Source organism: Microbacterium paraoxydans, assembly GCF_900105335.1.
Taxonomy (GTDB): Bacteria; Actinomycetota; Actinomycetes; order Actinomycetales; family Microbacteriaceae; genus Microbacterium; species Microbacterium paraoxydans.
This window is the reverse complement of sequence record NZ_LT629770.1, coordinates 1,620,889-1,644,700: the sequence shown is the minus strand read 5'-3', so window position 1 is coordinate 1,644,700 and position 23,812 is coordinate 1,620,889. Positions and strand designations below refer to the sequence as shown.

Annotated in this window: 23 protein-coding genes; 10 read left to right on the top strand and 13 right to left on the bottom strand. The window is 71.4% G+C overall.

Features of this window, described 5'->3' with window-relative positions; all coding sequences use genetic code 11:
* Positions 1-15 precede the first annotated feature (15 nt).
* Positions 16-678 carry a transaldolase family protein gene (locus tag BLU02_RS08270; protein WP_060922361.1) on the top strand — a complete coding sequence of 221 codons (663 nt, stop codon included), beginning with the start codon at positions 16-18 and terminating at the stop codon, positions 676-678.
* A 4-nt stretch (positions 679-682) separates the two neighbouring features.
* Here BLU02_RS08270 and BLU02_RS08265 read toward each other — a convergent pair whose 3' ends face one another.
* Entirely contained in the window at positions 683-1,360 is a 678-nt protein-coding gene (locus BLU02_RS08265; RefSeq protein ID WP_025105368.1) for a FadR/GntR family transcriptional regulator, read from the bottom strand.
* A gap of 47 nt (positions 1,361-1,407) precedes the next feature.
* On the opposite strand from BLU02_RS08265, the gene BLU02_RS08260 reads away from it, so the two are divergent.
* Positions 1,408-2,307: an amidohydrolase family protein gene (locus BLU02_RS08260; RefSeq protein ID WP_082750068.1), complete on the top strand. Its 900-nt coding sequence runs from the start codon at positions 1,408-1,410 to the stop codon at positions 2,305-2,307.
* A 356-nt stretch (positions 2,308-2,663) separates the two neighbouring features.
* On the opposite strand, the gene BLU02_RS08255 is transcribed toward BLU02_RS08260, so the two are convergent.
* Both BLU02_RS08255 and BLU02_RS08250 read right to left on the bottom strand, forming a co-directional pair.
* Positions 2,664-3,455 carry an SDR family NAD(P)-dependent oxidoreductase gene (locus tag BLU02_RS08255; protein ID WP_060922360.1) on the bottom strand — a complete coding sequence of 264 codons (792 nt, stop codon included), beginning with the start codon at positions 3,453-3,455 and terminating at the stop codon, positions 2,664-2,666.
* On the bottom strand, positions 3,437-4,297 hold the full coding sequence (locus tag BLU02_RS08250; protein ID WP_060922359.1) for a fumarylacetoacetate hydrolase family protein: 861 nt from the start codon (positions 4,295-4,297) through the stop codon (positions 3,437-3,439). Before BLU02_RS08250 ends, BLU02_RS08255 begins: the two co-directional genes overlap by 19 nt.
* Positions 4,298-4,420: 123 nt before the next feature.
* Between BLU02_RS08250 and BLU02_RS08245 the strand changes: the two genes are divergently transcribed.
* The 3 genes from BLU02_RS08245 to BLU02_RS08235 are packed head-to-tail and all read left to right on the top strand — an operon-like array spanning position 4,421 to position 7,116.
* Entirely contained in the window at positions 4,421-5,716 is a 1,296-nt protein-coding gene (locus BLU02_RS08245) for an L-fuconate dehydratase (RefSeq protein WP_060922366.1), read from the top strand.
* Entirely contained in the window at positions 5,703-6,671 is a 969-nt protein-coding gene (locus BLU02_RS08240; RefSeq protein WP_060922367.1) for an aldo/keto reductase, read from the top strand. The genes BLU02_RS08245 and BLU02_RS08240 overlap by 14 nt, the downstream gene beginning before the upstream one ends.
* Before the next feature lie 25 nt (positions 6,672-6,696).
* Positions 6,697-7,116: an RbsD/FucU family protein gene (locus tag BLU02_RS08235; protein WP_025105374.1), complete on the top strand. Its 420-nt coding sequence runs from the start codon at positions 6,697-6,699 to the stop codon at positions 7,114-7,116.
* A gap of 95 nt (positions 7,117-7,211) precedes the next feature.
* Here the strand turns inward: BLU02_RS08235 and BLU02_RS08230 are convergent, their stop codons facing one another.
* The gene (locus BLU02_RS08230) at positions 7,212-8,213 is read right to left on the bottom strand and encodes a LacI family DNA-binding transcriptional regulator (RefSeq protein WP_060922358.1); all 1,002 of its coding nucleotides are present in this window, start codon (positions 8,211-8,213) and stop codon (positions 7,212-7,214) included.
* Positions 8,214-8,401: 188 nt separating this feature from the next.
* Between BLU02_RS08230 and BLU02_RS08225 the strand changes: the two genes are divergently transcribed.
* The 4 genes from BLU02_RS08225 (at position 8,402) to BLU02_RS08210 (ending at position 13,123) form a co-directional block, all read left to right on the top strand.
* On the top strand, positions 8,402-9,271 hold the full coding sequence (locus tag BLU02_RS08225; RefSeq protein WP_060922357.1) for a sugar phosphate isomerase/epimerase family protein: 870 nt from the start codon (positions 8,402-8,404) through the stop codon (positions 9,269-9,271).
* Positions 9,272-9,449: 178 nt separating this feature from the next.
* Entirely contained in the window at positions 9,450-10,952 is a 1,503-nt protein-coding gene (locus BLU02_RS08220; protein WP_025105377.1) for a sugar ABC transporter ATP-binding protein, read from the top strand.
* Positions 10,952-11,986: an ABC transporter permease gene (locus tag BLU02_RS08215; protein WP_174521432.1), complete on the top strand. Its 1,035-nt coding sequence runs from the start codon at positions 10,952-10,954 to the stop codon at positions 11,984-11,986. Before BLU02_RS08220 ends, BLU02_RS08215 begins: the two co-directional genes overlap by 1 nt.
* 135 nt (positions 11,987-12,121) lie before the next feature.
* On the top strand, positions 12,122-13,123 hold the full coding sequence (locus BLU02_RS08210) for an ABC transporter substrate-binding protein (RefSeq protein WP_060922356.1): 1,002 nt from the start codon (positions 12,122-12,124) through the stop codon (positions 13,121-13,123).
* Between the two features lie 166 nt (positions 13,124-13,289).
* Here BLU02_RS08210 and BLU02_RS08205 read toward each other — a convergent pair whose 3' ends face one another.
* The 7 genes from BLU02_RS08205 to BLU02_RS08175 all read right to left on the bottom strand — a co-directional run bounded on the left by BLU02_RS08205 (position 13,290) and on the right by BLU02_RS08175 (position 19,675).
* The gene (locus BLU02_RS08205; RefSeq protein WP_060922355.1) at positions 13,290-13,586 is read right to left on the bottom strand and encodes a putative quinol monooxygenase; all 297 of its coding nucleotides are present in this window, start codon (positions 13,584-13,586) and stop codon (positions 13,290-13,292) included.
* Between the two features lie 23 nt (positions 13,587-13,609).
* Entirely contained in the window at positions 13,610-14,578 is a 969-nt protein-coding gene (locus BLU02_RS08200; RefSeq protein ID WP_060922354.1) for a phosphotriesterase family protein, read from the bottom strand.
* A complete protein-coding gene (locus tag BLU02_RS08195) occupies positions 14,578-15,528 on the bottom strand; it encodes a shikimate dehydrogenase family protein (RefSeq protein WP_060922353.1) in 951 nt (316 codons plus the stop codon). The genes BLU02_RS08200 and BLU02_RS08195 overlap by 1 nt, the downstream gene beginning before the upstream one ends.
* Positions 15,525-16,526 carry a phosphoglycerate dehydrogenase gene (locus tag BLU02_RS08190; RefSeq protein ID WP_083370937.1) on the bottom strand — a complete coding sequence of 334 codons (1,002 nt, stop codon included), beginning with the start codon at positions 16,524-16,526 and terminating at the stop codon, positions 15,525-15,527. Before BLU02_RS08190 ends, BLU02_RS08195 begins: the two co-directional genes overlap by 4 nt.
* Positions 16,502-17,992: a xylulokinase gene (gene xylB / locus BLU02_RS08185; RefSeq protein WP_060923619.1), complete on the bottom strand. Its 1,491-nt coding sequence runs from the start codon at positions 17,990-17,992 to the stop codon at positions 16,502-16,504. The genes BLU02_RS08190 and xylB overlap by 25 nt, the downstream gene beginning before the upstream one ends.
* Before the next feature lie 9 nt (positions 17,993-18,001).
* Positions 18,002-18,577 (bottom strand): glucose-6-phosphate isomerase family protein, encoded by a 576-nt coding sequence (locus BLU02_RS08180; RefSeq protein WP_060923618.1) that lies wholly within the window; start codon positions 18,575-18,577, stop codon positions 18,002-18,004.
* Between the two features lie 123 nt (positions 18,578-18,700).
* Complete coding sequence (locus BLU02_RS08175; RefSeq protein WP_083370936.1) at positions 18,701-19,675, bottom strand: acetylxylan esterase; 975 nt, start codon at positions 19,673-19,675, stop codon at positions 18,701-18,703.
* An 80-nt stretch (positions 19,676-19,755) separates the two neighbouring features.
* Between BLU02_RS08175 and BLU02_RS08170 the strand changes: the two genes are divergently transcribed.
* On the top strand, positions 19,756-20,565 hold the full coding sequence (locus BLU02_RS08170; protein WP_083370935.1) for a DeoR/GlpR family DNA-binding transcription regulator: 810 nt from the start codon (positions 19,756-19,758) through the stop codon (positions 20,563-20,565).
* 11 nt (positions 20,566-20,576) lie between these two features.
* Here the strand turns inward: BLU02_RS08170 and BLU02_RS08165 are convergent, their stop codons facing one another.
* Both BLU02_RS08165 and BLU02_RS08160 read right to left on the bottom strand, forming a co-directional pair.
* Positions 20,577-21,464 (bottom strand): LacI family DNA-binding transcriptional regulator, encoded by an 888-nt coding sequence (locus tag BLU02_RS08165; protein WP_231919662.1) that lies wholly within the window; start codon positions 21,462-21,464, stop codon positions 20,577-20,579.
* A gap of 68 nt (positions 21,465-21,532) precedes the next feature.
* The gene (locus BLU02_RS08160) at positions 21,533-23,794 is read right to left on the bottom strand and encodes an FAD-dependent oxidoreductase (protein WP_060922930.1); all 2,262 of its coding nucleotides are present in this window, start codon (positions 23,792-23,794) and stop codon (positions 21,533-21,535) included.
* Positions 23,795-23,812: the final 18 nt, after the last annotated feature.

The window sequence follows — 23,812 nt, the reverse complement described above, 5'->3', positions numbered from 1 at the left end:
CGCGAGGAGACCCCGATGACCGCGATCGCGCCCCGCCTGTACGTCGACAGCGCCGACTCCGACCGCGTCTCGCGGCTCCTCTCCGCCGGGGTGGTGCACGGCGTCACGACGAACCCCACGATCCTCGAGCGCGGCGGGCGGACGGCCGCGGAGATCCCCGACCTCTATGCCCGCTGGGTGGACGAGGGCGCACGGGAGGTCTTCTTCCAGACGTGGGGCGGCGACCCGGACTCCTTCCTCCGGAACGCGGAGGGCATCCGCGCGCTCGGCGACCGGGTGGCGGTCAAGGTGCCCGCGACCGCAGCGGGTTTCGCGGCGGCCTCGGCCCTCGTCCGCGACGGGGCCACGGTCCTCGTCACCGCGGTGTACTCCGTCGCGCAGGCGCTCGCGTGCGCCTCGATCGGCGCCCAGTACATCGCGCCCTACCTCGGACGCATGCGCGACGCGGGCATGGACGGCGACGCGCTCATCGCCCGGATGCAGGAGATGTGCGCGGGCAGCGGCTCCAACGTCCTCGCCGCATCGCTGCGCTCCGCCGACGACATCACGGGGCTGCGCGCAGCCGGGGTGCCCTACTTCACCGCCGCGCCCGACGTGCTCGACCAGCTGCTGTTCCACGAGGTGAGTGACAGCTCGGCGGCGGAGTTCGACGCGGCGATGCAGCGCCTCGGGGCCTGACGACTCAGGCCGACGCCGCCTGCCGCAGCCACCGCTCGACACCCGCGATGTGGGCCGTGGCGAGGGAGGTCGCCAGCGCCGAGTCACGCTGGGCGATGGCATCGGCGATGGCGCGGTGCTCCGACAGGGTGCGCTCCACGGCGCCGCCCTCCGTGAGACCCCGCCACACGCGCGCCCGGACCGTCTGGCTGCTCAGGTGCTCGATGAGGCTCGCGAGGTAGGCGTTGCCCGCCATGCCCACGATCTCGCGGTGGAAGCGGATGTCGTGGTCGACGAGCTCCTCGATCCCGACGGACGCGTCGACGGCCTCCACCTCCTCCTGCAGGGCGGCGATCGCCTCGTCCGTGCCGAGGGTCGCCGCGAGACCGGTGGCCTGCGATTCGAGCATCCGGCGGACGGCGAACATCTCCAGCATCGAGTCGTCGTCGTGCATGTCCACGACGAAGGCGATCGCCTCCAGCAGCAGGTGCGGCTCCAGGCTCGTGACGTAGGTGCCGTCGCCGCGCCGCACGTCGAGCACGCGGATGACCTCCAGCGCCTTGACCGCCTCGCGCATGGAGTTGCGGGACAGGCCGAGGCGCTCGGACAGCTCCTTCTCCGGGGGCAGGCGATCGCCGGGGGCCAGTTCGCCCGACACGATCATCGCCTTGATCTTCTCGATCGCCTCGTCCGTGACTGCCATGGCGCTCATCCTCGCACAACATCCGATGTCTGCGGCAGGATGGGGACATGCGCATCCTCGACTCGCACCTGCACCTGTGGGACCCGGAAGCCCTCGGGTACACGTGGCTCGAAGGGCCGCTCGCGGGGCGCTTCGGCGCCGACGAGTTCGAGCGTGCGCGGGTCGAGCGGGCCACGGACGAGCGGGCCGTGTTCGTGCAGGCCGAGACCATCGAGGACGACTTCCTCGCGGAGGTGCGGTGGGTGGCTGGACAGGCGGAGCGGCTCGGGGTGGTCGGCATCGTCGCCGGCGCTCGGCTCGATCGCGGCACCGACACCACGGTGCACCTGGAGAGTCTCACCGCGGAGCCCCTGGTCGTCGGGGTGCGTCATCTCCTGCAGGGGGAGCCGGACGGCGTGATGCTCTCGTCGGCCTTCATCACCGGAGCCCGGGAGGTCGCGGCGCACGGGTGGACCTTCGACGCATGCGTGCGTGCCGCGCAGCTCCCGGACCTCGCACGACTGTCGGGTGCGATCCCCGAGCTGCGGATCGTGCTCGACCACCTGGGGAAGCCGGAGGTCGGGACGGCTTCTGCTCCGCGCACGCCCTCGGTGGAGTGGGAGCGCGACCTCGCCGAGCTGGCGCGACACCCCGGGGTGTTCTGCAAGGTGTCCGGACTGCCCGCGGAGGCCGGAGGGGACTGGAGCCTCGCGCAGCTCGAACCCTTCCTCGACACCGCGGCCGACGTCTTCGGTCCCGAGCGTCTGATGTGGGGGAGCGACTGGCCCGTGTCGGCGGTCGGTCCCGCGGAGCATGACGGCACGCACGCTCTCGCCGACGGTGCACCGGTGTATCAGCCGTCCGCCCGCAGCCGCTGGGCCGACGCCGTGGCGACGTGGGCCTCCTCCCGCGGCATCGATCCCGACGCCCTCTTCCACGCCACCGCCGCCTCCGTCTACTCCCTCTAACCCCACCCGCACCCCTAAGCGGAGCGGGTGCAATATGCCACCTCCGGAGCACCGTCCGGGCCCGCTTTTGATCCGGGCCGCATGGGTGCCGTGCCGCTCACGGTCGTCCCGGCGGTGCGCCTTCTGGTGCGCGGGATGGGAAACGGCCCGCGGCAGCCGCATCGAGGAGCGATTCTGATCCCGCCCGCGCGGCGAGGCGGCGTGCGGGATGAGAAAGGGACCTGTGGGGCGGGGTGGGGGAGCGGAATTGATCCCGGATGGGGACGGATGGGGCCAATGGGGATGGGATGGGTGGGGACGGGACGGGGACGGCCCGGGGTCTCGCGGGGAGACACCGGGCTGTCGGGAAGATCGGGTCACTCGGGGCGGAGGCGGAGCTGCGCCATCCCCCCGTCGACCTCGATGAAGGTGCCCGTGGTGGAGCCCGCGGCGGGACTCACGAGGTAAGCCACCGCGGCGGCGACCTCGTCGGGGCTCACCAGGCGTCCGTGGGGCTGTCGTGCCTCCAACGCGGCCCGCTCGGCGGCGGGGTCGGCCGCGGAGTCGAGCAGTCGTCCGACCCACGGCGTGTCTGCGGTGCCGGGGTTGACCGCGTTGACGCGGATGCCCTCGCGCAGGTGGTCGGCGGCCATCGCGCGGGTCAGAGCCGACACGGCGCCCTTCGACGCGGAGTACAGCGCCCGCTGCGGGAGCCCGGTGGTCGAGGCGATCGAGGCCGTGTTGCACACCGCGGCGGCCGGGGACTTCCGCAGCCAGGGCAGTGCCGCCGATGTCACCCGTGCGATGCCGGTGACGTTGATGGAGAGGACGCGCGCCCACTCGTCGTCGTCGTTCGCGGCGATGTCGCCCTGCGCGCCGATGCCGGCGTTGTTGACGACGATGTCGATGCGGCCGAAGCGCTCGGCGACAGCGGCGACGGCGGCGTCCACGCTCGCGCGGTCGGAGACGTCGGCGGTGAACGCCGCGAAGCGCTCGTCGGCGTGTGTGGTGTCGCGGTCGAGGACCGCGACGGTGATGCCGTCCGCGTGCAGACGGTCGGCGATCGCCGCGCCGATGCCGGAGGCGCCACCGGTGACGATGGCCACGAGGCCTTCCGTGCCGGCGTCGGGTCCCTGAGCCTGTCGAAGGGTCACTTCTCTGCCTCCCATGCGATGAAGTCCTGGCGCTGGCGGCCGAGGCCGTCGATCTCGATCTCGACCACGTCGCCCGCCGCCAGGTAGGGGTACTTGCCGGACAGGGCCACGCCCTGCGGCGTGCCCGTGAGGATCAGGTCACCGGGCTCGAGCGTCACGTACTGCGACAGGTGGTGCACGATCTGCTCGACCGTGAAGATCATGTCGCTCGTGTTCGAGTCCTGCCGAGGCTCGCCGTTCACGAAGCTGCGGAGGCCGAGCGCCTGGTGGTCGACCTCGTCGGGCGTGACCAGCCACGGACCCGTGGGGTTGAAGCCGAAGGCGATCTTGCCCTTCGACCACTGCCCGCCGGAGACCGCCATCTGGAAGTCGCGCTCCGACACGTCGTTCGCGGCGACGAAGCCGGCGACGTGCGCCATCGACTCGTCCGGGGAGTCGAGGTACGCGGTGCGGGTGCCGATGACGATGCCGAGCTCGACCTCCCAGTCGGTCTTCTCGCTCCCGCGCGGGATGGTCACGGCGTCGTTCGGGCCGACCACCGTGTTGGGCGTCTTGAGGAAGATGATGGGGATGGTCGGCGGCTCCGACCCCGACTCCGCGGCGTGGGCGGCGTAGTTCATCCCGATGCAGATCACCGCACTCGGGCGGGCGATCGGGGCGCCGATGCGCATCGTCGCGGCGTCCGGCAGCTCGGAGAGCTCCCCGGCGTCGCGGGCGGCGGCGACGCGGGCGACGAAGTCTCCCGCAAGGAAGTCGCCGTTGACATCGGATGTCACCGGGCGGAGGTCGAGGTAGCGGTCACCCTCCAGGAGGACGGGGATCTCCGCCCCCGGGGTGCCGAGCCGCGCGAACTTCATGATTCTCCTGATCGTTCGGGAGGCCGCTGCTCAGCGGCCGGTCTCGTTGACAGTATAGACATCGGATGTTTACACTCCAAGAGATCCGCGTGGAAGAACGACCCGCGCATGGAGAGGAACCCCGTGAGCCGTATCGTCGCCCTCGACACCACCGACATCCGCTTCCCCACGTCGCTGAGCCTGGACGGCTCCGACGCGATGAACCCGGACCCCGACTACTCCGCCGCGTACGTCATCGTCCGCACGGACGCCGGCGACGGCATCGAGGGGCACGCCTTCGTCTTCACGATCGGCCGCGGCAACGACGTGCAGGTCGCCGCCATCGACGCGCTCGCCGGGCACCTCGTCGGGCGTGAGATCGAGCCGCTGCTCGACGACATGGGCGGCACGTTCCGCGAGATCATCGGCGACTCGCAGCTCCGCTGGCTGGGCCCGGAGAAGGGCGTCATGCACATGGCCATCGGCGCGGTCGTCAACGCGCTGTGGGACATCAAGGCCAAGCGCGCGGGCCTGCCGCTCTGGCAGCTGCTCGCCCGGATGACCCCGGAGGAGCTCGTCGACCTCGTCGACTTCCGCTACCTCACCAACGCCCTCACCCGCGAGGAGGCGCTGGAGATCCTGCGCGCGGCGGAGCCCGGCCGGGCCGAGCGCGAGCAGCAGCTCCTCGCCACGGGATACCCCGGCTACACGACCAGCCCCGGCTGGCTCGGCTACTCCGACGAGAAGCTCGAGCGCCTCGCCCGGGAGGCCATGGCCGACGGCTTCACGCAGATCAAGCTCAAGGTCGGTGCCGATCTCAACGACGATATCCGCCGCTTCCGCAAGGCGCGCGAGGTGTGCGGCCCGGACTTCCCCATCGCGATCGACGCGAACCAGCGCTGGGAGGTGTCCGAGGCGATCGAGTGGGTGAACGCGCTCGCCGAGTTCCACCCCGCCTGGATCGAGGAGCCCACGAGCCCCGACGACATCCTCGGCCACGCCGAGATCGCCCGCGGCGTCGCGCCCATCCGCGTCGCCACCGGTGAGCACGCGCAGAACCGGATGATCTTCAAGCAGCTCCTGCAGGCCGACGCGATCTCGGTCATGCAGATCGACGCCGTCCGCGTCGCGGGGGTCAACGAGAACATCGCCAACCTGCTGCTCGCGGCGAAGTTCGACGTGCCGGTGTGCCCGCACGCCGGCGGCGTCGGGCTGTGCGAGGCCGTGCAGCACCTGTCGATGTTCGACTTCGTCGCCGTCTCCGGCACCCGCGAGGGCCGCCTGATCGAGTTCGTCGACCACCTGCACGAGCACTTCGTCGTGCCGACCGACATCCAGGGCGGCTCCTACATGGCCCCGACCGCGCCGGGGACGGGCATGGAGATGAAGGCCGACAGCATCGCGGAGTACACCTGGACGGGTGCGCATGTCCACGCCTGAGCGCCTGACCGTCCCGACCCTCGGCTACGGTGCCGCGAACGTCGGCAACCTCTTCCGTGAGCTGTCCGACGACGACGCATGGGCGGTGCTGGACGCGGCGTGGGAGAGCGGCATCCGCTTCTACGACACCGCTCCGCACTACGGCCTCGGGCTGTCCGAGCGTCGACTCGGAGCCTTCCTGCAGACGAAGCCGCGGGACGAGTACGTGCTCTCGACCAAGGTCGGCCGGCTGCTGCGCCCGAACCCCGACCACGCCGGCGGCCTCGACACCGCGAACGACTTCCACGTGCCGGACGACCTCCAGCGCGTGTGGGACTTCTCGGCGGACGGCATCCGGACGAGCCTGGACGAGTCCCGCGAGCGGCTCGGCATCGAGCGCATCGACCTCCTCTACCTGCACGACCCGGAGCGGCACGACCTCGACCTCGCGCTCGCCGAGGCCCTTCCCGCCCTGGAGCAGCTGCGCGCGGACGGCGAGGTGACCGCGATCGGCATCGGCTCGATGGTCTCGGAGGCTCTGGCGGCGTCGGTGCGCTCCGCAGACCTCGACCTCGTGATGGTGGCCGGTCGGTACACGCTGCTGGAGCAGCCCGCCGCCGTCGACGTGCTGCCCGCGTGCCGCGAGACCGGAACCGGGATCGTCGCGGCGTCGGTGTTCAACTCCGGACTCCTCGCGGCGAACGAGCCGCGTCGGGACGGCCGGTACGAGTACGGACAGCTCCCCGACGAGCTGTGGGACCGCCTCGTGCGCATCGCCGCGGTGTGCGCCGATCACGACGTGCCCCTGCCGGCCGCCGCGATCCGGTTCCCGCTCCAGGCCGACGTGGTGCGCTCCGTGGTGGTCGGCGGCAGTCGCCCGGCGCAGCTCCGGCAGAACGCCGAGTACGCTTCGCTGCAGATCCCCTCCGCGCTGTGGGAGAACCTCGCGGCCGAGGGCCTCATCCCCGCCTCCTGACGTCCGTCCACCGAGAGGAGCCGCCGTGCTCGAAGGAATCCACCCGCTGCTGACCGGGGAGCTGCTGCTGCATCTCGACCGGATGGGGCACTCCGACGCCGTGGTCGTCGCCGACGCGCACTTCCCGGCCTGGGGCCTCGGGGCGCGCGTGGTCGATCTTCCCGGCACCACGACACCCGAGGTCGTCGCGGCCATCCGCAGCGTACTGCCGCTCGACGACGCGCCCGGGATCGACCTGATGACCTCGGCCGACGGCGAGGTGCTGGACGTGCAGCGCGAACTGATGGCCGCCGCCGGCACGGAGCTCGACACCACGCGTTTCGTCGAGCGCTTCGCGTACTACGAGGTCGCGAAGGAGGCCTACCTCATGGTGCGCACGGGAGAGACGCGCAAGTACGGCAACGCACTGCTCCGGAAGGGCGTGGTCGGCCACCCCTCGGCCTGACGTCGTTCACAACTCAGGAGAAACGTCGGGGAAACGGCCGGACCGGCCGTTTCGACGCGGAGCGGCGCTCTTCTCCTGAGTTGTGAACGCGGGGTTCACCGCCCCACGGTCGACTCCCGCACGATGAGCTCGGCGGGGAACGGCGTGGGCGCCGGAGGCGCGGCGGTCGGATCGGCGAGGAGCTGCAGCAGCGCGGCCCCGGCGGCGCGGCCGATCTCGTAGCCGGGCTGGCGGACGCTCGTCAGCGGCACCACGCCCTGGTGCGCGGCGGCGATGTCGTCGAACCCGACGAGGGCGATCTCCTCCGGCACGCGGATGCCGTGGCGGAGCAGCTGCGTGAGTACACCGAGGGCCACCCCGTCGTTCGCGGCGAAGACCGCGTCTGGTCGCTCTTCCGCCGGGAGGTCCGCCAGGTGCGCCCCGGCCCGGAGGCCGTCTTGGGTCGTGAGGTGTTCGACGTCGAGGACGGAGACGCGGGCGTCGGTCCCCGCCACCGCGTCGCGCAGCCCGGCGAGACGATCGTTCGACTGGCTCACCGTCGGGGCTCCGAGGAACAGGATGCGGCGACGGCCGAGGGAGAGCAGGTGCTCCCCGGCCAGCCGTCCGCCGCCGCGGTCGTCGAAGGTGACCGCGGCGACGGAGGGCGAATCCCGGATGGGGCCGACGACCACCGAGCGGATCCCGCGAGTCGCGAGCTGTTCCAGCCGTGGCACGACATCGCCGCGCGGGTAGATGACGATGCCCTGCACCCGGTGGGCCTCGAACATGTCGATGTTCTGCTCCTCGCGGGCGGCATCGCGGGCGCTGTCGCTGAAGAAGAGCGACCAGCCGCCCTCGCGGGCCACGTCGTCGACGCCGCGGGAGAGGTCGTTGAAGTACGGCAGCCAGGCGTCGAGGAGGATGAGGGCGAGGGCTTTGCTCGAGCCGGCGCGGAGCTGGCGGGCCGACTCGTTCGGCACGAAGCCGAGCTCGGCGATCGCGGCGCGCACGCGCTCCCGGCTGGCGGCGCCGAGGACGTGCGGGTGGTTCAGGTAGTTCGACACGGTCGACGCCGAGACCCCCGCGAGAGCCGCGACATCCTTCACGCTCGCGGGCATGGGCCTCCTTCGGCGGTGGGGCCGCAGGCGCGCGGCCGGATGAGGCCCAGGCTAGCGGACCAGTTGTAACGTGCCAAGAAAGTTCTTGACACTTCCGCGGAGGGCGACGTAGCGTGACTCGAATACCGGACTTGTAACGTGCCAAGTCCGTGCGGCGACGGTGCCGGACACCCGCCGGAGGAGCGCTCATGAACATCGGCTGCCACGGACTCGTCTGGACGGGGACCTTCGACGCGGACGGCATCCGGCTCGCGGTCGAGAAGACGAAGCAGGCGGGCTTCGACCTCATCGAGTTCCCGCTCATGGACCCGTTCTCGTTCGACGTCGCCGCCGCCCAGGCCGCCCTCGCGGAGCACGGACTCGCGGTCAGCGCCTCGCTCGGGCTCTCCGACGAGACCGACATCACCAGCGGCGACCCCGCCGTGGTCGCCGCGGGCGAGGCGCTCCTGCTCCGCGCGGTCGACGTGCTCGCCGAGCTCGGCGGTACGCACTTCTGCGGGGTGATCTACAGCGCCATGAAGAAGTACATGGATCCGGTGACGCCGGAGGGTCTGGCATCGAGTCGTCGCACCATCGCGCGGGTCGCCGACCACGCCGCCGAGCGGGGAGTCTCCGTCTCGCTCGAGGTCGTGAACCGCTACGAGACCAACGTGCTGAACACCGCACGCCAGGCGCTGGCGTACCTCGGCGAGGTCGACCGCCCGAACCTCGGCATCCACCTGGACACGTACCACATGAACATCGAGGAGTCGGATATGTTCGCGCCGGTGCTCGATGCGGCTCCCGCCCTGCGGTACGTGCACATCGGCGAGAGCCACCGCGGCTATCTCGGCACCGGGACGGTCGACTTCGACACGTTCTTCAAGGCGCTCGGGCGCATCGGCTACGACGGCCCCATCGTGTTCGAGTCGTTCTCCTCGGCCGTGGTCGCGCCCGACCTCAGCCGCATGCTCGGCATCTGGCGCAACCTCTGGACCGACAACGACGAGCTGGGTGCGCACGCGAACGCCTACATCCGCGACAAGATCGTCGCCGTCGATTCGATCCGCCTCCACTGACGCCGGGCGGCGGTTCGAGACCAAGATGTTATTACAGGTCTTCCCTCGCCGCCGATCGTTAGATACATTTAGATACAACTTGCACTGACTCGGGTGCAGGTCGCAGAATTGATCCGATGTTTACGGCGGAACGGTCCGCCGCAATCGCGACAGAACCTTCAAGGAAGCAGGTGAGCGCATGAGTGGACCCATCCTGAGGGTCGAGGGGATCAGCAAGGGATTCCCCGGTGTCCAGGCGCTGAAGGACGTGCATCTCGAGGTGCGCGCCGGCGAGGTGCTCGTGCTCGTGGGTGAGAACGGTGCCGGCAAGTCCACCCTGATGAAGATCCTCTCCGGGATCTACACCAAGGACGAGGGCACGATCACGTTCGAGGGGCAGGAGGTCGAGCTCACCAGCCCGCTGCAGGCGCAGGAGCTGGGGATCACGATCATCCACCAGGAGCTCAACCTGATGCCCGACCTCACGGTCGCGCAGAACATCTACGTCGGCCGCGAGCCCACGACGGGCCCGTTCCTGTCGGAGCGGAAGCTCAACCGGCAGACGGCCGAGCTGCTGCAGCGCCTGGACATCCACCTCGACCCCCGCCAGCGCGTGGGCGAGCTGACGGTGGCCGAGCAGCAGATGGTCGAGATCGCCAAGGCGCTGTCCTTCAACGCCAAGGTCCTCATCATGGACGAGCCGACGTCGGCCCTCACCGACAGCGAGGTCGAGACCCTCTTCGTCCTCATCGAGCAGCTCAAGGCCCGCGGCACCGGCATCGTGTACATCTCGCACCGGATGGACGAGCTGCGCCGCCTGGCGGACCGGGTGACCGTCCTCCGCGACGGCACATACATCGGATCACTCGACAAGTCCGAGATCACGATCCCGACGATCATCGAGATGATGGTCGGCCGCGTGATCGACGAGGGCACCCGCCCGCAGGCCCGGGAGCACCTCAACGACCCGATCGTGCTCGACGTGCAGGGGCTGTCCACGCGGAAGCTCCTCAAGGACGTGTCGTTCCAGCTCCACAAGGGCGAGATCCTCGGATTCGCCGGCCTCATGGGCGCCGGCCGCACCGAGACCGCCCGTGCCGTCATCGGCGCGGACCACCGCGACGGCGGCACGATCACGATCGGCGGGCGCACGGTCCGCATCGCGCAGCCCGCGGACGCGGTCAAGCACGGCGTCGGCTACCTCTCCGAGGACCGCAAGCTGCTCGGCCTCATGCTCGAGCAGGACGTCACCTTCAACACCGTGCTCGCGTCGCTCGGCTCCTACGCCAACGGCATCGGGTGGATGGGCGACAGCAAGGCCAAGAACCGCACCAAGGAGTACGTTCAGCAGCTGCGGGTGAAGACCCCCTCGGTCAACCAGGTCGTCAAGCTCCTCTCCGGAGGGAACCAGCAGAAGGTCGTCATCGCCCGGTGGCTGATGCGCGACTGCGACATCCTCATCTTCGACGAGCCGACGCGAGGCATCGACGTCGGCGCGAAGGAGGAGATCTACCGCCTCATGCAGCAGCTCGCCGACGCGGGCAAGTCCATCATCGTCATCTCGTCCGAGCTCCCCGAGATCCTCCGGGTCGCGAACCGCATCGCCGTGTTCGCGAACGGCCGCATCACCGGGACGCTCCGCAACGAGGAAGCCAGCCAGGAGAAGATCATGCAACTCGCAGCCCACGGGGAGGAAGACTGATGAGCACCCCACAGCAGTCCGGATCGTCGACGACGACGATCATCCAGACGGCCGTCAACGAGGACACCGACAAGCGCGACGTCGCCGGGTTCCTCAAGCGGCAGTTCCAGCAGTCGCTCGCGTTCGGCACCCTGATCGTCCTGGTCATCTTCTTCTCGATCGCCAGCCCGAACTTCTTCACCTTCAGCAACATCGCCACCGTGCTGCTGTCGACCGCGGTCATCGGCATCCTCGCCCTCGGCACGACGTTCGTCATCATCACGGGCGGCATCGATCTGTCGATCGGCACCGGCATGGCGCTCTGCGCCGTGATGACGGGTGTCCTCATCACCAACATGGGCCTGCCCGTGTGGGTCGGTGTGCTCGGCGGCATCGCGACCGGTGTGCTCATGGGCCTGGTGAACGGCGTCAACATCACGTTCCTGCGGCTGCCTCCGTTCATCGCGACGCTGGCCATGATGATGATCGCCGGCGGCCTCGCCCTCGTCATCTCGAACGTCGCGCCGATCTACTTCTCGACTTCGGCTCCCGACTTCAAGAAGATCGCGCTCGGCGTGCTCATCCCCGGCATCCCGAACGCCGTGCTCATCACCGCGGCCCTCGCGATCGTCGCCTGGCTCGTGCTGTCGAAGACGCTGCTCGGCCGCTACACGTTCGCGATCGGATCGAACGAGGAGGCCACGCGCCTCTCCGGCGTCAACACCCGTCGCTGGACGATCCTCATCTACATGTTCGCCGGCGCTTTCACCGGCATCGCGGGCATCGTGATCGCCGCCCGCCTCGACTCGGCCCAGCCGCAGATCGGCACCGGCTACGAGCTGCAGGCCATCGCGGCCGTGATCATCGGCGGCACCTCGCTGCTCGGCGGCCGCGGCTCGATCCTCGGCACCGTGATCGGCGCGCTCATCATGAGCGTCCTCGTCAACGGCCTACGCATCATGTCGATCCAGCCCGAATGGCAGAACATCGTCGTCGGCGTCGTCGTCCTGCTGGCCGTCTTCCTCGACTCGCTGCGCAACCGCCAGCGGACCTGAGACACGGCGGCGGCGAAACCCGTGCCCGCCGCCGTCCCCGGCTCCGGCCGGACCCCGCGGAAAACCTCCGCACAGGCACCACGAATGTCCACCCGCCGGTCCTGGCCGGCACCCACACAGAACAACGGAGTTTCCATGAAATTCGGCAAGAAGACCGCATTCGCGGCACTCGTGGCCGCATCCGCGCTCGTGTTCGCCGGCTGTGCCGGCGGCGGCGACGTGATCGAAGAGGGCTCGGGCAGCGACACCGGCAGCGGCGACGGCGAGATGTACATCGCCATGGTCTCGAAGGGCTTCCAGCACCAGTTCTGGCAGGCCGTCAAGAAGGGCGCCGAGGAGAAGGCCCAGGAGCTGGGCGTCAAGATCACCTTCGAGGGCCCGGCCGCCGAGACCGAGATCGCGCAGCAGCTCGAGATGCTGACCGCCGCGATCGACAAGAACCCGGACGCCATCGCCTACGCCGCCCTCGACCCCGAGGCGTGCGTCGCCCCGCTCGAGCAGGCGAAGTCGAAGGACATCCCCGTCGTCTACTTCGACGCCCCGTGCAACGGCGACGTCGGACTCAGCCTCTCCGCGACGGACAGCAAGGTCGCCGGCGCGCTGGCGGCCGAGCACATGGCCGAGCTGATCGGCGGCGAGGGCGAGGTCGCCATCGTCGGCCACTCGCAGATCAACTCGACGGGTGTCGAGCGTCGCGACGGCTTCGTCGAGAAGATCGAGGCGGACTACCCCGACATCGAGATCGTCGACATCCAGTACGGTGACGGCGACCACCTGAAGTCGGCCGACATCGCCAAGACGCTCATCGCGGCCCACCCCGACCTCAAGGGCATCTACGGCACCAACGAGGGTTCGGCCATCGGCGTCGTGAACGCCGTGAACGAGCTCGGCCTCGAGAAGGGCAAGATCACCATCGTCGGCTTCGACTCCGGTGCGGCCCAGATCAACGCCATCAAGGACGGCACCATGGCCGGCGCCATCACGCAGGACCCGATCGGCATCGGCGCCCAGGTCGTGCAGGCGGCCTACGACGCGGCCAACGGGGACGACGTCGAGGAGTTCTACGACACCGGTTCCTACTGGTACGACAAGAACAACATCGAGGACGACAAGATCGCCGCGGTCCTCTACGAGTGACCCGCACGACGGAGCCCCTCGCCTTCGGGCGGGGGGCTTCGTCGTGTCCGGGGGAACTCCGGCTCCGGTCCGTGGTCCGCGGCGGCTGCACGATCGGACCCCTGGTCTCCTCGTGCACCCGCGTCGGGGTCGTGCGGCTGAAACAGGGAGACGGAGAGGGGTGGGGTCAGAGGGGGCGGAGGAAGGTCAGGATCGAGGTGGGCTCGACGATGAGCTCCTGCAGGGCAGCGTTGAAGGGGATGCCGGCGGGTGCGTGCAGGTGGGCCTGGAAGGCGTCCTCGTCGCGGTAGACCTCGTACACGAAGAAGCGGTCAGGGTCGTCGACGAGGCGGTGGGCGTCGAAGACCATGTTGCCCTCCTCGGCGCGGACCACCTCGGCGAAGTCCCGCAGCAGCGCGGCGACCCGGTCGGCGGCTCCCGGCTGCGCGGTGAAGACGGCGTGGAGGACGGTGGGTTCGGGCATGACGACTCCTCGGGTTCGGGCGGTCAGGGGCGGAGGGTCAGGAACAGCGCCGGCGTCGTCACGAGCATGCGGTGCACGGCGTCGTCTCCCACGGCCTCGCGGAGCCGCGGAAGGTAGCGGTCGCCCAGGTAGGCGAGACCCGGCATGCCGCCGTACGCGATGTATCGGGTGCGGCGGGCGACGTCGCCCCCGAGCAGGATCCGGTCACCGGCGCCGCGCTCCACCACGGCGACCGTGAGGGCCAGCAGCTCTGCGTCGGAGCGGGTGCGCGGGCGGGCGAAGCCGTCGTACCCGAGGTGGGCACCGCGCTCGGCCAACGCGACGTGCAGACCGGGGTCGGGGTCGCGGTCGGCGTGGGCCAGCACGACGCGATCCGCCGGCACCCCCTCGGCCCCCAGCAGGTCGAGGACCTCGTGGGCCGCGGTGCCGAACTCCAGATGCACCATGACGGGGGCTCCGGTCTCTCGGTGCGCCTGAGCGACGGCGACGAGGGTCGTCCGCTCGAACGGACTGAGACGCCAGTAGTCGGCCCCGCCCTTGAGCATGCCGGCGCGGACGGGCTGCCCATCGGGACCCGCGGCGAGAGGCACGTCGGGCGTCTCGAACACCGCGGTGTCGTCCGCCGGCATCCCCCGCGTGAGGTCGGACACGAACAGGGCGGCGAGGCGGTCCGCGCCCCACACCTGCATCGGGTGGTCGGGGCCGTAGTGGGCCTCACGGTGCCGACCCGTCGTGGCGACCACGTGCAGTCCGGTCGCGGCGCTGATGCGGGCGACGGCGGCCGGGTCCCGACGGAGGCCGAACGGGGTGGCGTCGACCATGGCCTCGAAGCCGCTCGCCCGCAGCAGACCGGCCTCCTCGCCGGACGCGGCCTCGTCGTCGAGCTCGTCCCCGACCAGCAGCGGCGACACCTGGAAGAGGTGCTCGTGGTAGTCCACGCGACCGAGCCGCGACGGGTCGAGGTCGCCGAGGACGGTCCGCACGGCGGGCATCAGCGCACCGACTCCGCGGCCTCCGCGAGGCGCTCGACGGTCTCCGGCGTGAGGTCGAGGTCGAACACGTCCGCCACGACCTGCGACCAGCCGTGGATGAAGTACCGCCAGCCGTCGACCACGTGCAGGCCGCGGTCGTCCTCCTGTGCTTCGGCCTGGTGCAGGAACTCCAGGGAGCCGCGGTAGTTGAACTCCCACACGTACGCGCCCTCGGGGAACACGACGGCGTCGGTCAGCGGGGAGCCGGGGCGGTCCTTGCCGAGCCCGGTGGCGTTCGCGATGACCGATCCCGCGGGCGCGGCGGCGACCAGGGCGTCGGCCTCCTCCGGCGTCTCGGTGACGACGTAGCGGAGGAGTCCCTCGGGGGTGCCGTGCTGGCGGTGCACCTCGCGGAGGTGGTCGAGCTTGTCCTGCGTGCGCGCGGTGACGGTGATGAGGGCCGGGGCATCCTCCCGCTCGGCGAGGGCCCAGCTCAGCGCGGTGCCCGATCCGCCCGCACCCAGGATGACGACCTCGGCACCGGTGCGCGCGAAGTGGTCGGCGGGGAGGAAGTCGCGCAGCGCCAGGTCGACCGTGATCGGGTCCTTCGCGCGGCCGGACAGCGTGGACCCGCGCTTGGCGATGCTGGAGATCTCGGCGCAGGACACGGCGAACGGGTCGAGCTCGTCGAACAGGTCGGACGCCGCCGCGTACACGTTCATCTTGTGCGTGGTGACCAGCGCGCCGCGGTGGTGCGGGTCGTCGCGGATCTGCTCGACCATCGCGCGGTACTGGGCGGGGTCGGCATCCATCGGCAGGTCGTGACCGACGAGGGTCCGGGTGGGGAGGCCGAGGATGTCGGCCCACAGCGGGAACACCTTCATGATCGACGACGAGGCGGTGGTGACGCCGACGAAGCCCATGTAGTCGGCGGTGGCGGACGGTGCGGCGGACGTCGCGGCGGTGGTCATCGGTTCTCCTCGGGGGCGGACGCGGGGACGGGGACGAGGTGGGCGGGGTCGGCGCCGCGGAGGACCGCGATCACGTCGTCGAGGGACAGCGCCCCCATGTTGTCGACGGCCTGGGTGGTCTGGGCGCCGAGGTGCGGGGTGACGATGACACGGTCGGCGAGGTCCGCGGCGAGCAGGGGGCTGTCGTGCGCGGCGGTGTCGCCGTCGAGCGTGTCGGCCGCGTACCCGGCGAGGATGCCGTCGCGGAGCGCGTCGGCCACGGCCAGCTCGTCCACGAGGTCGCCGCGGGCGGTGTTGACGAGCACGGTCCCCGGTCGCATCCCGGAGAGGCGGTCGGCGTCGACGAGCTGCTGCCCGCCGGGGGCGTGCAGGGTGATCACATCGGCGGTGCGGAACAGGTCGTCGAGGGTGACGGGTTCGGCGCCGCCGTCCCGCACGAGGTCGGCGGGCAGGAACGGGTCGGAGGCGAGCAGCCGCGGGCCGAATCCACTCAGTCGCCGCGCGACCCCCTGGCCGATCCGCCCGAAGCCGACGATGCCGACGGTCGCGGCGCCGAGCTCCCGCCCGCGGCGGACGCTCCAGTCGCCGGTCCGCACGCGGCGGTCGCCGTCCGGGATGGTGCGCAGAGCGGCGAGCATGAGGCCGACCGCGTGGTCGGCGACCGCATCCGCGTTCGCGCCGGGGGTGTTCGTGACCGGGATGCCACGGTCGCGCGCCGCCGCGAGGTCCACCGCCTCCGTGCCGACCCCGTAGCGCGCCACGACCTTGAGCTTCGGGCCCGCGGCGAGGTGCGCGTCGGTGACCGGTCCGGTGCCGGCGATCCAGGCGTCGGCGCCGTGCAGCAGCACGCGCAGCTCGTCGAGGTCGTGGTGGGCGGGGCCGCGGAGGATGCGGTGTCCGGCCTGCGCGGCGCGCCCGACCAGGTCGAGGTCGCCGTCCGAGAAGGAGCGGCTCGTGACGAGGATGACGCCCATCAGCGCGGCCTTCCGGCGAACCACGGTGCGAGGGCAGCGTACGCGTCGGTGAAGCGGGCGTGGCGCTCGGCGTAGACCGCATGCCGGGACGGGTCGGGCGTGAACTCGGCGGTGACCTCGCTGAGCGCGCGGGCGGCGGAGAAGTCGGTGAGGCCGAGGCCGACGGCTCCCGTGACCGCGGCACCGAGGCTGTTCGCCTCCTCCACGATCGTGCGGCGTCGCACCGGCACGCCCCACACGTCGGCGAGGACGGCGAGGTAGACGTCGCTCTGCGCCCCGCCGCCGACGGCGTCGATGCGGTCGATCGTCGCGCCGGCCTCACGGAACGCCTGGATGCAGGTGAGGAGGTTGAACGCCGTCCCCTCCAGGACCGCGCGCACGAGGTGGGCCCGCCCGTGGTGGCGGGCGAGACCGACGAAGGCCCCGCGCGCATCCGGGTCCCACAGCGGGGAGCGCTCGCCGAGCAGGTAGGGGAGGAAGTAGAGGTCGTCGGTGTCGATGTCGCTCGCGGCCTCGGCGACGAGGCGCCCCGTCTCCGGGTGCGCGGGGTCGACGGAGAGGGCTTCGGCGATCCACTGCACCGAGGCGCCGCCGGCCTGCATGGTCGCGGTCGGCACGAACGACGCGGGCACGACGTTGTCGAACGTGAAGGTGCGCATCGCGGGGTCGTGCAGCGGGGCGTCCGCTGCGAAGGAGATCCACGAGGAGGTGCCGAGGCACACGTAGGCGCCGTCCTCCGGCGCCACGACGCCGGAGCCGACCGCGGCGAGCGGTCCGTCGCCCCCGCCCATCACGACCTGGACGCCGGTGTGCAGCCCGAGCGCCTCGGCCGCGGCGGGCGTGAGCGGGCCCGCGATCTGCGTCGACTCCAGGATCTCGGGGAAGAGGGCGGGATCGAGTCGCGCGGCCGCGAGGATCTCCGGCGACCACGTGCCCGCGACCTGGTCGTACGCATTGGTGCCCGAGGCGTCCGAGCGGTCCGTGGCGAGCCGCCCGGTCAGCCGCAGCACGATGAAGTCCTTGGCGACGCACACCCGGCGCACGCGCTGCCACACCGCGGGTTCGTTGTCGCGCACCCACATGATCTTCTCGAGGGAGTAGGTGGGGTTCAGGCGGTGGCCGAGGATCCCGTAGGCGCGCTCGGCGCCGACCGCCGCCTCGAGCTCGCGCTGCTGGGCGCCGGCGCGGGTGTCCGCCCAGATGATCGCGGGTCGTGCGGGCTCGCCGTCGGCGTCGAGCAGCACGGCGCCCATCATCTGTCCGCTGACCACGAGGCCCGCGACCTCGGCGGCGGCGGTGCCGGTGCGCGCGAGGAGGTCGCGGGTCGCCGTGACGACCGCGTGCCACCAGTCGGCCGGGTCCTGCTCGGCGACGCCGCCGGCCGCGAAGTGGGCCGGGTACGGCACGGTGACCGCGGCGATCAGGCGACCGTCGTCGTGGTGCAGGGACGCCTTGTTCCCGGTGGTGCCGAGGTCGTGGGCGATGATCATGGCCGGAGCCTATTCCGCGTAGGGGCGCAGGTCGACGCCGGACTCCGCGCGGTATGCCCGCGAGCCCATGCCGTGCTCCAGCACCCAGCCGTAGTCGTGGCCGGCGCCGCCCGGGTACACCGCGAGGAAGGAGTAGGGCTCGTCCCCGGTGTTCACGGAGCGGTGCGCCCAGCCCGGCGGGATGTAGCCGATGGTGCCCGGGAGCATGTCGAGCCACTCGGTGCGCTCGCCGTCGAACATGAGCAGTCCGCCGCGGCCGTGCAGCGCGAGGTAGATCTCGCCCTGATGGTCGGGGTGCTGGTGGCCCTTGGTCATCCAGAGCTCGCCGCCCGTGTCGCCGGGCATGATCGTGGTGATCGACTGCGGCAGCTCCCGCTCGATCTCGGGGACAGGGGAGCTGACGACCGTGTAGACGATCGGGTCCTCGCCCGCGGCGGCAGCCGCCCAGGCGTCGTGATCGCGGAACAGGCCCTCGAGGTCGGACATCCGCCGGGTCAGGGTGGGGCCTTCGGGGGAGAGGGTGAGCTTCTCGGCGTCGAAGGCGATCGCCATCGGGGAGATCGGCGGGGTCTGGTACTCGGGCATCCATGCTCCTCGAAACGGGTGCTGCGTCGTCGCGCAACCTGTAATGACAAGCTCACTGTACCTGTTATGACAGGTTGCGTCCAGTGCTCTCCTGCGCGGAGCAGGCCGCGCGCGCGATGGCCGTCAGCCGCCGAGCACCCGTTCCAGGTGCTCGCGCCCGCCCCGGATGGCGCCCGCCGTCACGTCCGCCGACCCCGGGTACTCGGCGTGACCGGCGGGAAGGACCGCGAGGTCGAGATCGCGCGCCCCGGCGGCGACCGCGAACTGCCCCTGCGGCGGCACGTACTGGTCCCACAGGGCCGCCTCCACCCGGACCGGCACCTCCGTGAAGCCGATCGCGGTCGAGGAGTCGAACCAGCGCAGCACCTCGCGGGCCTCGGGATTCCCCATGACGTGCTGACGCACGGTCTCCCCGCTCCCCAGGCACGGCACCGCCAGCCGTTCGTCGTACTGGCCGAAGCTCGGCACGATGAGGGTGGCTCCCACGAACCGGTCGTCCCACGGCAGGGCGAGCGCGCCGATGCCGCCGCCGAAGCTCTCCCCGACGTAGTAGAGAGGAAGCGCGCCGACGACCGAGGCGAGGACGTCGGCCGCCAGCCACAGGTCACGGGCGCAGAGGCCGAGCACGTAGCGCTCCGGGTCGTCGATGCCCGCGAGCACGTGCTCGGGGGTCGGCTCGGGCGCTCCGATCCCCGCGTTCAGCACGCCGAGCCCGCGGGCCACGGGATAGATCGCCGCCACATCGTCCGGCACCCGGGCGAGATCGACCGCGTCGCGACCCCCGTAGCCGTGGCCGTGCACGACGCCCGCGCGGGGAGAGCCGTCGAGGGGCTCGACCACCCAGGCCCGCAGCCGCACACCGTCGACGCCGGCATGCTCGACGACGGACACCCGACGGCCTTGCTCCTCGGAGGTGGAGAGGACGACGGGGGCCGCGTCCACCGCGGCGGCCTCGCGCCGCCAGCGCCGCCAGCGGTCGGCGAAACCGGGCGGCGCGGGCACGGGGCGGACGGCGCGGAGGTCGGCTTCGGTGCGGCCGTAGCTGCCGTCGAACGCGGCATCGGGGAACCAGGTGGCGTAGGGCTCGGGGAAGGTCATGCGGGCTGAGGGGTCCTGTTCCGGGAGTGGGGCGGGCTGGGGTGCGTGGCAGACTGGAGGCTCCATCGGAAGGAGACCGCGTGCTGGTCACGGAACGACGCGAGCGCATCCTGGCCCTGACCCGCGATCGCGGTACCGCCTCCATCGGCGAGCTCGCGGCCACGCTGCAGGTGAGCGAGATGACGGTGCGGCGCGACGTCGATCAGCTGGCCGAGGAGGGCGCGGTCGAGCGCATCCGTGGCGGCGTGCGGGCGCGGGGCCTCCAGCGTCTGGTTCCGGCTCCGGCGGCCTCGGCGGAACGGCGGGCGATCGTCGCGGCGGCCGCGGGCCTCGTCGAGCCGGGTATGGCGGTCGGCATCTCCGGCGGACCCACGGCCCTGGCGCTCGCGAGGGAGCTCGTGCGCGTCCCGGAGCTCACGATCGTCACGAACGCTCTGCCGGTCTCCGACCTGTTCTCGCCGCCGGACCGCGCGGACGCTCCGTACACGCAGACGGTCGTGCTCACCGGGGGCGTGCGCACGCCCTCCCAGGCGCTCGTCGGGCCGGTCGCCGTTCGCGCCCTCGAGCACCTGCACTGCGACCTCGTGTTCCTCGACGCCCACGGCCTCGACGAGCAGGCCGGCATCACGACCATGAACCTGCTGGAGGCCGAGACCAATCGCGCGCTCATGGCCGCGGGCCGGGAGGTCGTCGTCCTCGCGGAGCACACCCGCTGGGGCGTGGTCGGGCTCACGACCGTGGCCGACCTCAGCGACATCGACCGCCTCGTCACCGACGACGGCCTCGACGACGGCGCGCGGGAGCTGCTCGCCGCGCACGTCGGCACCCTGCACGTCGCGCCGCGCGACGGCGGCGACGAGCGTGCGCTCGCGACGGCCCTCGCGGACTGAGTCCGCCGCCGTCATCGGGCCGTGCTCGCCCGCGGGATCAGCCGGGCGCCGACCGTCACGTGCCGCACCGGGAGATCCGCTCCCGGCGGCGCGGCGATCTGCCGTTCGAGCTCCGTGAACGCGGCGTCCACGAGGCGGGCGTGGTCGGGAGCGATGGTGCTGAGGGCGGGGACGGCGAAGCGCGCGGCCCGGATGTCGTCGATGCCGACGACGGCGACGTCACCCGGCACGCTCCGCCCCTGGGCCTGAAGGGCGGCCAGCGCACCGAGGGCGACGGAGTCGTTCGAGCAGACGATGCCGTCGAGGTCGGGGACCGCGGCGGCCATCGCCCCGGCGACGCGCTCACCCTCCTCCGCCGTGAAGGCGTCGACCTGCGCGGTGAGGGCGGGGTCGGCCGGGATGCCGGCGGCGGCCAGGGCCTCCAGGTACCCGGCGTGCCGACGGTCGGCGGCATCCGAGGGGCGGGCGTCGCGGCGTCCGACGAAACCGATGCGGCGGCAGCCGACCGCGAGCAGGTGCTCGGTGGCCGTGTAGGCGGCGGCCCGGTTGTCGATCGTGACGTGCGTGAACGGGCTCACCTGGATGTGCTCGCCCAGCAGCACGAGCGGCCCGGGGGAGGTGCGGCGTGTGAGGTCGGCGACCGTGAGCGAGCGCGGGATGTGGATCAGCCCGTCGATGGGCGGCAGACCGACGCCGTTGGCGACGTCGATCTCGCGGCCGTGGTCGCCCTCGGTCTGCACGATCAGCACGGCCAGCCCTCGGTCGTCGGCGCCCCGGACGATGCGCGAGCCGAGCTCCGCGAAGTACGGCTCCTCCAGATGCGGCACCGCGAGCGCGATGAGTCCCGTGCGGGTGGCCCGCGCGACGGGGAGCACGCGGCCGCCGGGCGAGGTGGTCACCTGCGGCCTCCTGGAGGGACGACGGTCTCCGCCGGGACGACGGATGCCCTTCACGTTAGCGCTCTCCGTCACGATTGCACTCGGAACGCGATCACGCGTGCCTCCGCGACGCCGTTCGTCCGCTCCACCACGAGGCGGGCGGCCGTGAAGGCACCGAGGTCATCCGGCAGCGGATGCACCCGCAGGCGATGACGGTTGTCCCGCTCCTCGGCCACGGTGCGCCACTCCTCGGAACCCGCCTGCTGCACCTCGACCCGGTAGTCGCGCACGAGCTGGGGCAGCACCTCGTCGGGGCTCCGGTGGTGGTGCAGGGTGTTGAGCTCGAGGTCCACGTCGTCGTCGAACACGAGGCGGATCTCGGAGGCCGTGACCGGCTGCTCCCAGTCCAGGCGCAGCCACTGCGGACCGTCGGCCTCCGGGGCGGACGCCCACAGGTGCGGTCCGCCGAACGGGCGGTTGTACCCGGAGACGGCGCGCTCCGGCGCGACCGCCTCGGAGTCCGGGCTCGTGCGGAACGCGGGCACCCGTCCGCGCAGCGGCTTGGTCGGCCACTGCACGAGGAGACCGTCGCGGTCGACCTGCACGTTCCGGTCGTCGTTGTCGACCCGGTGCACGAGGGTGAGCACTCCGGGCGGGAGCTCGTCGGCGAGCTGCACCTGCACCTGCGGGTTCGCGCGGAGCACGATGATCGCGTTCTGCGGGTCCTCCGGGGTGAAAGGCGTCTCCGCCCGCACCCAGGACGGACCACCGGCGGGGACGTCGATCACAGTGCGGTGCTCGAGCACCGCGGGCACGATGTTCTGCGGACGGCCCGTGGACCAGACCTCCACCGTGACCTGCGTGTCGACCTCGGCGCCGAGCAGCAGCTCGGTCGCGTCGAGGCGCGGGTGCACGGGGACGACGATGCCGAGGTCGTCCGTCAGGGTGTGCGGGGTCGCCGCGGCCAGGGTGCTCTCCGGGGTGCCGATCGTGCGCAGGGTGCTGGACGCGGTGACGGCGGCGGTGCGGGCGAGGTCGGAGGGATCCTCGTTCGCGACTCCGATGAGGGAGGCGTCGGCGCGGAGCAGCGTCTGCCGGAGTTCCGCACGATGGTGCTCGTACAGCGCGCGGGGCGTGGCGTCGTGCGCGTAGCAGAGGGCGGCGGCGGTGCCCGCGGCCTCCCCCATCGCCGCGCACGTGGCCATCACTCGGGCGGCACCGAAGGCGATGTGCGTGGCCGAGATGTCGCGACCCGCCATGAGCAGGTTGTCGACGTTGACGGAGTAGAGCGAGCGGAACGGGATCTCGAAGACGCCGTCCGAGAAGCGCTGCACCGCGCCCGCCCCCGTCGCGTACATCCCCTCGGCGGGATGCAGGTCGATGGACCAGCCGCCGAACGCGATGCCGTCGTCGAACGACGTCTGCTCCAGGATGTCCTGCTGGCGCAGCGTGTAGTCGCCGATGAAGCGGCGGTACTCGCGCTTGCCGGGGATGTTGCCGATCCACTCCAGGGTCAGGTTGTCGGCGTCGAACTCGCCGGAGTTCTTGATGTGGTCCCAGATGCCGAGGATCACCGACCGCAGCTCGTCGCGGATGGCCTCGTTGTCGTCGACGATGTCGAGCGTGCCGCCCCACTCGATCCACCAGTAGTGCGCGCCGCTGTCGCCGCTGCGGATGATGCGCGACGAGGGGATCGGGGTGGTCGAGATGTCCTTCGCGCTCTCCGGCGCGACGTACTTCACCGGGTGCCCGAGTTCCTTCGTATAGAAGAGGAGCGTCGAGCCGAGGAACTCGCGCACGGGCTGCTCGGGCGCCCAGTCCTCGCCGAACTCGCTGCGGCTCTCCTTGCCCAGTCGGTGCCGGGCGCCGACGAGCCGTCCGACCAGGCCGTCTCCGGTGCAGTCGAGGAAGAGCGGCCCGCGGAAGACGGTGCGGATCTCCGAGCCCATCGTCCAACCGGTGACCGACCGGACCCGACGGGCGTCGTCGGGTCCGGTGGCCTCGGCCTCGAGCACCTCCGTGTTGAGGAACAGCGTGAGGTTGGGCTCGCGGCGCACGATGTCGAGCACCACGTCGTCCCAGTACACGGGGTTGCCCTCGGGGTTGCGGAACTGGTTCTCCCGGTACATCTCGCCGATGATCCCGGTCTCCCGCGCCCACCGCTGGTTGCCGTGGGCGGTCGCTCCGCACACCCAGACCCTCACCTCCGAGGAGGAGTTGCCGCCGAGCACCGGCCGGTTGTTGATCAGCACGGTACGTCGGCCGAGGCGGGCGGCCGCGACGGCGGCGCTCACTCCGGCGAGGCCGCCGCCGACGACGATGATGTCGGCTTCGACGGTCTGGGTGCGCATGGGGATGGGTTCCTTTCG

Bases quoted from the DNA above. Each gene is read 5' to 3' on its own strand.
- BLU02_RS08270 (WP_060922361.1), top strand. From the start codon at position 16: ATGACCGCGATCGCGCCCCGCCTGTACGTCGACAGCGCCGACTCCGAC.
- BLU02_RS08265 (WP_025105368.1), bottom strand. From the start codon at position 1,360: ATGGCAGTCACGGACGAGGCGATCGAGAAGATCAAGGCGATGATCGTG.
- BLU02_RS08260 (WP_082750068.1), top strand. From the start codon at position 1,408: ATGCGCATCCTCGACTCGCACCTGCACCTGTGGGACCCGGAAGCCCTC.
- BLU02_RS08255 (WP_060922360.1), bottom strand. From the start codon at position 3,455: ATGGGAGGCAGAGAAGTGACCCTTCGACAGGCTCAGGGACCCGACGCC.
- BLU02_RS08250 (WP_060922359.1), bottom strand. From the start codon at position 4,297: ATGAAGTTCGCGCGGCTCGGCACCCCGGGGGCGGAGATCCCCGTCCTC.
- BLU02_RS08240 (WP_060922367.1), top strand. From the start codon at position 5,703: ATGTCCACGCCTGAGCGCCTGACCGTCCCGACCCTCGGCTACGGTGCC.
- BLU02_RS08230 (WP_060922358.1), bottom strand. From the start codon at position 8,213: ATGCCCGCGAGCGTGAAGGATGTCGCGGCTCTCGCGGGGGTCTCGGCG.
- BLU02_RS08225 (WP_060922357.1), top strand. From the start codon at position 8,402: ATGAACATCGGCTGCCACGGACTCGTCTGGACGGGGACCTTCGACGCG.
- BLU02_RS08220 (WP_025105377.1), top strand. From the start codon at position 9,450: ATGAGTGGACCCATCCTGAGGGTCGAGGGGATCAGCAAGGGATTCCCC.
- BLU02_RS08215 (WP_174521432.1), top strand. From the start codon at position 10,952: ATGAGCACCCCACAGCAGTCCGGATCGTCGACGACGACGATCATCCAG.
- BLU02_RS08210 (WP_060922356.1), top strand. From the start codon at position 12,122: ATGAAATTCGGCAAGAAGACCGCATTCGCGGCACTCGTGGCCGCATCC.
- BLU02_RS08205 (WP_060922355.1), bottom strand. From the start codon at position 13,586: ATGCCCGAACCCACCGTCCTCCACGCCGTCTTCACCGCGCAGCCGGGA.
- BLU02_RS08200 (WP_060922354.1), bottom strand. From the start codon at position 14,578: ATGCCCGCCGTGCGGACCGTCCTCGGCGACCTCGACCCGTCGCGGCTC.
- BLU02_RS08195 (WP_060922353.1), bottom strand. From the start codon at position 15,528: ATGACCACCGCCGCGACGTCCGCCGCACCGTCCGCCACCGCCGACTAC.
- xylB (WP_060923619.1), bottom strand. From the start codon at position 17,992: ATGATCATCGCCCACGACCTCGGCACCACCGGGAACAAGGCGTCCCTG.
- BLU02_RS08180 (WP_060923618.1), bottom strand. From the start codon at position 18,577: ATGCCCGAGTACCAGACCCCGCCGATCTCCCCGATGGCGATCGCCTTC.
- BLU02_RS08175 (WP_083370936.1), bottom strand. From the start codon at position 19,675: ATGACCTTCCCCGAGCCCTACGCCACCTGGTTCCCCGATGCCGCGTTC.
- BLU02_RS08160 (WP_060922930.1), bottom strand. From the start codon at position 23,794: ATGCGCACCCAGACCGTCGAAGCCGACATCATCGTCGTCGGCGGCGGC.